This is a genomic window from Xenorhabdus khoisanae (assembly GCF_001037465.1).
In the GTDB taxonomy this organism is placed as follows: Bacteria; Pseudomonadota; Gammaproteobacteria; order Enterobacterales; family Enterobacteriaceae; genus Xenorhabdus; species Xenorhabdus khoisanae.
Genome location: NZ_LFCV01000209.1, coordinates 1 through 8499, shown reverse-complemented (window position 1 = coordinate 8499; position 8499 = coordinate 1). Strand labels below are relative to the sequence as shown.

The following is an 8499-nucleotide window of genomic DNA, read 5'->3' as shown; positions in this document are numbered from 1 at the left end:
GAATGATAATATTAAATCTTATTTGTTAACTTGTTAAGCCGGAAGAAAAATTGTATCTAATTTACAAAAAGATAATGTAATGGATCAATATCAAAAATAAATGTTTAGATATCAATTTGATATCTATTTAAAACAAAAGTTCACTTGTTTTTTGAAGGTGTAATTTCTATAGGTAATGATTACGCGCCATTGTCAATAATTCTATCTTTTCAAATTTATTGCATTTTACCTAAGCATCCCGCAAAAACTATCTATACTTTAAATAGTTAATAAACATGAAGGGTAATTATTAGTTATGATGATGAAAAAAGCGTTGCTTGCAACTTTAGCCGTATCCGGTTTTATGTGTGGTTCATTGGCTTATGCGGACTCGAATACTGTCGCTGTAGGTTATGCACAAAGTAAGGTTCAAAATTTTAAGAATATTCGTGGGGTGAACCTTCACTACCGTTATGAGATGGATTCCCCTGTCAGCATTGTTGGTTCATTGACTTATATGAAAGGTGATGAAGGTGGTCATTACAATGGCGTGAATTATTCTGGGAAAGCTAATATTGATATGAAATATTATTCATTTATGGCAGGGCCTGCTTATCGTATTAATGATTATGTGAGTGTATATGGTTTATTGGGCTTTTCACATTCAAAAGTTGATGCATCTGTTAATGAAATTAAGAAAGAATATGGAAAAGAAACTCATAGTAGCATGAAGGTAAATAGAAAATCGACCAATCTGGCCTATGGTGCCGGCGTAGAGGTTAACCCAATTCAAAACCTCAGCCTTTATGCTGGCTATGAAGGATCATCAATAAAAGATTATGATGAACGTCATAACATCAACGGGTTTAATATCGGTGTAGGATATCGGTTTTAATTAACAAGCTTGGCTAAAAAATAATTCAGGCACACACAAAAGCAAGGCGCATTCAATATCATTGAATGCGCCTTATTTTTATGGAGTGGTTAATATGTTCTATGCGTTTTTAGAGAAAAAACATATCTGACTTGACGGGTTGTTAAACCATCTTTGGCTATTGCCGAATAATAAATTCACTCTTTTTCTGAATTTCTCCTTTTTAAAATATTCATGACATATCTGCACTGAATGGATCTTTTCTGCATATAGCGGCTACTTGAACCTTTATATTTCACGTAATGATGACTCCCTAATTACATATCGTATTACGTATTCGCCAGCCATTAAGCCCAGAGTAATGATTATCGGCAGGTGGGCATCTACGGCAAAAGGGGAGCACTCATGAAGGGCTTAAACGATAAAGTCGCTATTGTCACTGGTGGAGCCACCAAAATAGGTACAGCCGTTGCCAAGCTATTGAGTGAATATGGGATTAAGGTCGCTATTTTTGATATTGATCAGGAAGGCGGGAAAAACGCCGCCAGCCTCCAACCCGAATCCATTCGTTTCTGGCATGTTGATATTACTGACGACAAACAACTCTCTCAGGGAGTACATGAAGTCGTTGCTTATTACGACCGTCTGGATTATCTCGTCAATCTTGCAGCAACTTATCTGGATAGCGGCGCCAATTCCGACCGTGAAACATGGCTGACAGCCTTGAATATCAATGTGGTCAGCGCTGTCAGGGCGGCTCAGTTTGTGCGTCCTTACCTTATTGCCGCAGGCGGTGGAGCCATTGTTAATTTCACCAGTATTTCCTCCGCTATTGCCCAGACTGGTCGTTGGTTATATCCCGCCTCAAAAGCCACTTTATTACAAGTCACCCGCAGCATGGCAATGGATTATGCCGCCGATCGTATCCGTGTTAACTCCGTTTCACCGGGTTGGACGTGGTCACGAGTCATGGATGAGCTGACTCAGGGCAATCGCCAGAAAACCGATGCGGTTGCCGCCGATTATCACTTGCTTGGTCGTGTGGGCGATCCCGAAGAAATCGCTCAAGTCGTGGCCTTCCTCCTGTCTGATTCAGCCAGTTTTGTGACAGGGGCGGATTACGCCGTTGATGGCGGCTATTCAGCAATGGGGCCTGAGCAGGCAAAACCTGCCATTCCACGCTTGGCGGAATAAGTGGGCGGAATAAGTGGGCGGAATAGGCGTCCCGGACAATTGGCATAGCGGGACGAAATAATTTTAGTTCCGAAATCCGAAAAAAAATGAAAGAGGAAAATATTATGCGCCGTATAGCTATCGTAGGAGGTGGTCAAGCTGGACTGCCTTTGGCCCTTGGTCTGCTGAACAAGGGCTATCAGGTGACGGTTGTTACCAATCGCACTCCCGATGATATTCGCAATGGTCGGGTCATGTCGAGCCAGTGTATGTTCGATTCCTCTTTACAATTTGAACGTGATTTAGGACTGAATCAGTGGGAAACGCAGTGCCCGCCCGTTGAAGGCATCGGTTTTACTGTTCCCCATCCTGAAATTCCTGATGAAAAGGCGATTGGATGGAGTGCCCGGCTGGACAAACACGCGCAAGCTGTCGATCAACGTATCAAGATGCCATTCTGGATGGAACAGTTCGCTGCCCGTGGCGGTAATCTGGAAATTAACGATGTGGGGATCATTGAGCTGGAACAATTGGCTGCCCGCCATGAGCTGGTTATTCTGGCGGGAGGAAAGGGAGACGTTGTGAAATTACTGGAGCGTGACGCATCACGTTCTCCTTTTGATGTCCCCCAACGCGCACTGGCATTGACTTATGTCAATGGCATGCTGCCAACGCCTGAATACTCCCGTGTTTCTTTTAACCTGGTTCCGGGGGTGGGAGAGTATTTTGTTTTTCCTGCCCTGACGCTGAATGGTCCCTGTGACATCATGGTTTTTGAAGGTATTCCCGGAGGGGTAATGGATGGCTGGCGAGAGGTCAGAACGCCACAAGAGCATCTGGCCTACAGCAAGCAAATCCTCAAGACTTTTATGCCGTGGGAAGCTGAACGTTGTCAGCAGGTAGAGCTTACCGATGAAAATGGTACTCTGGCGGGGTGCTTTGCGCCAGTGGTGCGCAAACCGGTATTAACATTGCCTTCTGGTCGTCAGGTTTTTGGGTTGGGGGATGCGGTCGTCACAAACGATCCGCTGACCGGACAAGGCTCCAATAATGCAACGAAAGCCTGCAAGGTATATTACGAGGCCATTCTTGCCCGCGGTGACAAACCCTTTACGGCAGAATGGATGAACGACACCTTCGAACAGTTCTGGAAATATGGTCATCATGTTGTGGAATGGACAAATAGCCTGCTTATTCCGCCAGAGCCACATATTTTACATTTATTGGGAGCCGCCCAACAATTGCCGGCCCTTGCCAGCACGCTTGCCAATGCTTTCGATCATCCTCCCGTGTTGTTCCCGTGGTGGAAAGACAATCACGCCTGTGAAGAATACATTCATTCACAGAGGGTTAATTCACTGCGGTTTAATTCACAGCTGGTTGAAAAAACCAGAGCCTGAGCGGGGAACTTGTCATGACTTTGAATATCCTGAGTAGTCAGATACCGTTGCCTGATACCGAGTGGGGGGCAACTGAATTTGAAGCAAGAGCGTTGCGCACACTTTTGGGGCATTATCCAACAGGCGTTGCCATTGTTGCGACACGTACTGCTGACGGGCGCAATGTGGGATTGACCATCAACTCATTTGCTTCACTTTCATTAGAGCCGCCGCTGGTACTCTGGAGTCTGGTCAATCACTCCCCCAATCTGCCCGCCTTCCGTGATTGTGCATATTTCACGATCAGCATTCTTGGATGTGAGCATCAAGAGTTGGCTTTGCGTTTTGCCAATCCGAGGGTTGAAAACAAATTTCGGGATATTCCCGTACAGGAAACACCGGAAGGGGTTCCCTCGATTGGGGGAGCGATAGCGACTTTGGTTTGTGCCAATCATCAACAAACGCATCTGGGTGATCATTTGCTGATGATTGGTCACGTGAAGCGTATTGCCAGCATTGAAGGGAAGCCACTGGTTTTTCATAGCGGTATGTTTACTGTACTGCATGATGTTCGAGAAATATGAAAAAAATCAATCTGTTGTTTTTTGTCAGAACATTCTTTTGTTGGGAAAACATTCAGGAGAACATTATTAATGAAAAGTCCATTAAGTGCGTTTGTCACTGCGTTAAATCAGGGGAATGTGAATATTATCGACCTTACACAAACATTGACGCCTCATTTTCCGGCCTTGCAGTTACCTGAACAGTTCGGGCAGGTCTGGTCATTCAAGTCAGAGCGTATTTCTCACTATGACGAGAATGGCCCGGCTTGGTATTGGAACAATTTCAGTTGTGGTGAGCATACAGGAACGCATTTTGATGCCCCGATACATTGGATCAGTGGTAAAGATCATCCCGATAACACGGTCGATACCATTCCCTTGCATAACTTTGTCGCGCCAGCGGTGGTCGTGGATGCCAGCAGGCAAGTGGCACAAAACCCCGACTGGATACTGACGGTTGAGTTCTTACAGTCTTGGGAAGGGCGGTATGGGCGTATTCCTGCGGGCACATGGTTACTGTTCAGAACGGATTGGTCTAAGCGGGCAGATGATCCCATTCGTTTCCTCAATATGCACGATGACGGGGCTCACACGCCAGGGCCGAGCCAAGAGGCTGTAGAGTGGTTGATCCATGAGCGTGATATCAGGGGGTTCGGGGTCGAAACCATCAATACAGATGCCGGTCAATCCTACGCATGGCCGATGGCTTATCCTTGCCATACCTTGATGCACGGGGCAAATAAATACGGCTTGCAGTGCCTGAAAAATCTCGATTTGCTGCCACCAACGGGCGCCGTCATTATTGCCGCCCCTCTCAAAATTGAAGGAGGTTCGGGGAGTCCGCTGCGTGTTCTGGCTCTGGTTGAATCCCTTTACGGAGGGGAGTCATGACAGTATCGAAGCCACAAGTGATTATCGTTGGCAGTGGTATCAATTCTCTGGTCTGTGCGGCCTTGCTGGCACTCTGGGGTAAATCCGTCCTGGTACTGGAACGGAATGCGGTACTGGGGGGTTGTATTCGCACAGAAGAACTTTTCCCCGGTTATGTCCACGATGTGTTCTCTTGTTGGTATCCGCTGTTTTTGAGCAGTCCTGCTTATGAAGTGCTCAAGCCCGCTTTGGAAAAGGCGGGTTTGGAATTCATACAAAGTGATTATTCAACCGGATTGGTACAACCGAATGGCAAGGGAATTGCCTTAAAACGGGATGTACTGGCTGCTGCTTTGCGGCTTGATGAAATTTCGATGGGAGATGGAGCGGCATTAAATCGCATGGCACAGCAAATCCTCCATGATGATGCAGCGCTGGTCTTTGGCCTGTTGGGGCAGAACCCTTATGGTTTAGGAATGCTGAAATTGCTGTTCTCTGAATGGCGGAAACGTGGCATTGATGGGCTGGCAGAGTTTGCCGGCAACTCGCTGGAAACTTTCCGGCGTTGGGCTGAACGTGAATTACAGTCTGATTTCAGCCGCGCTTTGATTGCGCCGTGGGTACTGCATACGGGGTTGGGACCGGATGATGCCAGCTCTGCCCTGATTGGCAAGCTTACTTTTGCTGCGGTGGTTGCGGGAGGCATGCCTGTGGTGAAAGGCGGCAGTATTCGCATTGTGGAAGCGCTTAAGGCGATCATTGAGCAACATGGCGGTCAATTTATTACCCATGCTCACGTTGATCGCATCATCACCCATAGAAGAGGGAAAAAGAGTTATGCCTCTGGCGTGATAGCCGAGGGAAACATTTATCACGCAAGTGAAGCGGTGGTTTGCAATGTGACCCCCCAACAGCTTTATGGTCATTTGTTGGATAACATGCCTGAAACTGTTCTGCAACGGGCACGGAACTATCGTTATGGGCGGGGTGGAATGCAGATTCACTTTGCCTTGAATGCGCCGCCGCCGTGGTGTGAGCAGGAATTGCGTCATGTGCCACTTATCCATCTAACGGAGAGCATGGAACAGGTCTGTCTGTCCGTGGCACAGGCGAATAACGGTTATCTGCCGAGCCATCCTACATTGAGCATAGGGCAGCCAACGGCCCTTGATCCTTCTCGTGCTCCAAACGGCGGTTGGATTTTATGGATTCAAATGCAGGAATTGCCGACACACTTGAAAGGCGATGCTTTGGGCGAGGTTTCAATTCCCGCCGATGGCAGATGGAATGAAGCCGTTCGCGAAGCGGTTGCGGATCGCGTGCAGGCTCGTTTGGAAACAGTGATGCCCGGTTTTTCATCCTCCGTTGTGGGGCGTAAATCTTACTCTCCGCAGGATTTACAGGCATTGAACTGTAACTTGGTAGGTGGCGATCCCTATTCAGGTATTTGTTCACCCGACCAATTTTTCTGTCTGCGTCCGTTTGCTGCTTCACAAGGCGCAAAGGCGCATCAAACTCCTGTCAGTAATGTATTTCACATCGGGGCTTCAACTCATCCCGGCCCCGGATTAAGCGGGACTTCCGGCTATCTTGTTGCCCGCCGGCTTGCGCGGCGTTGAGCACATTAGCCACTCAATTTACTCATTATTGATTCATCTCTTACAGAGAGGAGCGTTATATGGCGATAAAACTTAAAGAGCTTGTTTATGCAGCGGCTTTATCACTGACTTTATCTTTATCACTGATAAGCACTTCGGTAATGGCGGCAGAAGGTGGCGGTGTGGGGACTTATCCTGATGGCTTGGATAATTATTTGGCTGGTGCTTTACCGCCTCCGGGTACTTATGCGCTGTTTTATGGTGGCAATATTCACTATAACAAGCTTAGGGGAAATCACGGTAATTTGATCCCTGTACCGGGTTTCAAAGTGAATGTGAATATTCTGGCGCCCAGATTGGTTTGGGTGACGGGAAGGCAGGTTTGGGGCGGTCAACTGGCCTACCATACCATCGTACCGTTACTGGATGTGACCACTGACGCTGCTGGCAAGCACGACAACAGCAAAGGAATCGGAGATATCACCTTTGGTCCTGCCTTGGGTTATCATCCCGCTCCTGATTTAGGCTATGTCATTGGGTTGGATGTCAACATACCAACAGGTCACTATGATCGCAATGATCCTTCCAGCCTGGGAAAAAATTACTGGACGATCCGGCCTGTCTGGGCGGTGAGTTATTTTCCTGCTAATGGCATCAATGCCGATTTGAAAGTGATGTATGACGTCAACTCCAGCAATAAAGAAACCAAAACCACTTCTGGTCAGGCGATCCATGCGGATTATGCGTTGGGTTGGGGATTCGGCAACGGGCTGGTGGTGGGGCTGGGAGGTTATGTTTTCCAGCAGATCACCAGCGACAGCGGGCCAAATTCAGCACAGGGTAAAGCGAGCGCGTTTGGTTTTGGCCCTTCTATCCGTTATGCCAATGATAAAGGTTGGCTGGTCGCGCTGAAATGGCAAAAAGACCTTGCAGTGAATAACCGCCCGGCGGGTTCGCAACTTTTCTTAAAAGCGGCGATTCCATTTTAATATGAGTTTATTTTTATCGGGGCATCATATACAGGGTCTTAAGCAATAACTGCCTATTTTAGATAGAAAAAAGGCTTCATTCGTGTTTCTGATATTGAGTTTGGCGACGATTATCAGATCATAAATGAAGCCTGCGGGTTCTGTCGCATTAACAAAGAAAATCTGGTTGTCCATGCTGGCGTATTGCTGTCTGAATCCACAGCACGGTAAAGGTAATATTACCGCTAAAACAGGAAATGTGAGTTTTGGATAAAAAAATAGAATGCCGATTATTATTGGCATTAATGATGTGCGTCCAATTTCAATATTGAAGAAAATAAATCCAGGGATTGATCTGATCGGTTGGTAAAAAAGTATTTATCGAAGATTTTATGTAATAGCTGAAACAAAGGTTTTTTGGGTAGAAACAATTAAAAAACTTACCTATGTATAATAAAAAATAATATAGACTTAAATGAAAATGGCTATCAATATTATAATAATAGTAAATAATATGATGACGAAACAATAGGTAACTAAAAATGGTTATTTCTGGGACGATGAAGTTTTAAAATAACGCAGAACTTAATCTGAGCAGCATAGATAGCAAGAATAAATACCTATATAGAATAAAACCCCACCAGCAACAGAGGGTTGTTGATTAATTGTTACTGATAAATATTAATTTTTTTTGTGAAGGGGAATGCTGAAATATTGCAAGGGTAACTGTAGCCCTGCAATCTGAAACCGCAGAACAAGCCAAGCTCTGGATTCAGCAGCAAATGGATAAGCCGACAACGTTTTTAAAGGAAAACCCACATCAGATTACATTGCTCCGTTTAACGACTAAAAACATTATTCACTCTCTAAATTTAAATCAAATATTAATGCTAAATGGGAAAAATACAGCAGTGACTTAGTGCTCATACCAGTAGATATAATTAATAGATCTATTTCTATTTAGTTATGTAATTCAGCGTCGATTAATAAAAAATGGAATAACTTCTTCCGGTTTATCAAATAAACCATTTATTCCTCTGTCCGGAAATTATTGTCACCCCATTTTGGGGTATGCAGTTATTAGCCGGTCTATGA

7 protein-coding genes are annotated in these 8499 nt (G+C 45.6%); all 7 read left to right on the top strand.

Going from position 1 to position 8499, the window contains the following annotated elements; translation table 11 throughout:
• Positions 1 to 295 precede the first annotated feature (295 nt).
• The 7 genes from AB204_RS20170 to AB204_RS20140 all read left to right on the top strand — a co-directional run bounded on the left by AB204_RS20170 (position 296) and on the right by AB204_RS20140 (position 7425).
• Complete coding sequence (locus AB204_RS20170; protein ID WP_047965170.1) at positions 296 to 874, top strand: Ail/Lom family outer membrane beta-barrel protein; 579 nt, start codon at positions 296 to 298, stop codon at positions 872 to 874.
• A gap of 384 nt (positions 875 to 1258) precedes the next feature.
• Positions 1259 to 2047, top strand: coding sequence for an SDR family oxidoreductase (locus AB204_RS20165; protein WP_047965169.1), 789 nt, complete (start codon positions 1259 to 1261; stop codon positions 2045 to 2047).
• Between the two features lie 104 nt (positions 2048 to 2151).
• A complete protein-coding gene (locus tag AB204_RS20160; RefSeq protein WP_047965168.1) occupies positions 2152 to 3426 on the top strand; it encodes a styrene monooxygenase/indole monooxygenase family protein in 1275 nt (424 codons plus the stop codon).
• Positions 3427 to 3440: 14 nt separating this feature from the next.
• Positions 3441 to 3989 (top strand): flavin reductase family protein, encoded by a 549-nt coding sequence (locus AB204_RS20155; protein WP_152671596.1) that lies wholly within the window; start codon positions 3441 to 3443, stop codon positions 3987 to 3989.
• Positions 3990 to 4058: 69 nt separating this feature from the next.
• Complete coding sequence (locus AB204_RS20150; RefSeq protein WP_047965167.1) at positions 4059 to 4859, top strand: cyclase family protein; 801 nt, start codon at positions 4059 to 4061, stop codon at positions 4857 to 4859.
• Positions 4856 to 6457, top strand: coding sequence for a phytoene desaturase family protein (locus tag AB204_RS20145; RefSeq protein ID WP_047965166.1), 1602 nt, complete (start codon positions 4856 to 4858; stop codon positions 6455 to 6457). Before AB204_RS20150 ends, AB204_RS20145 begins: the two co-directional genes overlap by 4 nt.
• A gap of 59 nt (positions 6458 to 6516) precedes the next feature.
• Entirely contained in the window at positions 6517 to 7425 is a 909-nt protein-coding gene (locus tag AB204_RS20140) for a SphA family protein (RefSeq protein WP_047965165.1), read from the top strand.
• Positions 7426 to 8499: the final 1074 nt, after the last annotated feature.

Excerpts from the sequence above, each read along its gene's own strand:
- AB204_RS20170 (WP_047965170.1), top strand. The coding sequence starts at position 296 with ATGATGATGAAAAAAGCGTTGCTTGCAACTTTAGCCGTATCCGGTTTT.
- AB204_RS20165 (WP_047965169.1), top strand. The coding sequence starts at position 1,259 with ATGAAGGGCTTAAACGATAAAGTCGCTATTGTCACTGGTGGAGCCACC.
- AB204_RS20160 (WP_047965168.1), top strand. The coding sequence starts at position 2,152 with ATGCGCCGTATAGCTATCGTAGGAGGTGGTCAAGCTGGACTGCCTTTG.
- AB204_RS20155 (WP_152671596.1), top strand. The coding sequence starts at position 3,441 with ATGACTTTGAATATCCTGAGTAGTCAGATACCGTTGCCTGATACCGAG.
- AB204_RS20150 (WP_047965167.1), top strand. The coding sequence starts at position 4,059 with ATGAAAAGTCCATTAAGTGCGTTTGTCACTGCGTTAAATCAGGGGAAT.
- AB204_RS20145 (WP_047965166.1), top strand. The coding sequence starts at position 4,856 with ATGACAGTATCGAAGCCACAAGTGATTATCGTTGGCAGTGGTATCAAT.
- AB204_RS20140 (WP_047965165.1), top strand. The coding sequence starts at position 6,517 with ATGGCGATAAAACTTAAAGAGCTTGTTTATGCAGCGGCTTTATCACTG.